We start from the raw sequence: 578 nt of genomic DNA, 5'->3' as shown, positions 1-578 counted from the left end.
TGGCCCTCCACTGAGCGACGAGCCGGGGCTTGGCACTCTCACGCTTCCAGGCTTTCTGCGTGACGTGACATCAACCTACGGCGACCGAGAAGCACTCGTCTTCCGCACTGCCAAGGACGAAATGCGTTGGAGTTACTCCGAGCTGTGGGAGAGAGCGGTCGAAGTGGCATGCGCGTTGCGTGCCTGTGGCGTTGGCAAAGACACTCGGGTCGGGGTCTTGATGACCAACCGTCCCGAGTGGATCTCGGCTGTCTTCGGCGTCTCGCTCGCCGGTGGGGTGGCCGTGACACTTAGCACTTTCTCGACCGCTCTCTCCCACAGCTCGGAGTAACTCCAACGCATTTCGTCCTTGGCAGTGCGGAAGACGAGTGCTTCTCGGTCGCCGTAGGTTGATGTCACGTCACGCAGAAAGCCTGGAAGCGTGAGAGTGCCAAGCCCCGGCTCGTCGCTCAGTGGAGGGCCATATGCGATTGAAAGTGGTTCCGCAGCACCAGAATTCATTTATTCACTGGCCTCGCTACACCGGTAGCTCGATCTCGGCCGTGCAGGCGACGAGTTCCTCGTCATTCTGGTTGCTG

The 578-nt window shown here is 60.2% G+C and carries 1 protein-coding gene; it reads left to right on the top strand.

Annotation, left to right across the window (positions count from 1 at the left end):
- On the top strand, positions 1-331 hold a 331-nt coding region (locus A5652_RS04890), incomplete at its 5' end, for an AMP-binding protein (RefSeq protein ID WP_197513762.1).
- Between the last annotated feature and the right edge of the window lie 247 nt (positions 332-578).

The sequence above is a fragment of the Mycobacterium sp. 1165178.9 genome, assembly GCF_001673555.1.
Taxonomy (GTDB): Bacteria; Actinomycetota; Actinomycetes; order Mycobacteriales; family Mycobacteriaceae; genus Mycobacterium.
The sequence above is the reverse complement of the archived record's forward strand: the minus strand, read 5'-3'. Positions and strand labels throughout refer to the sequence as shown.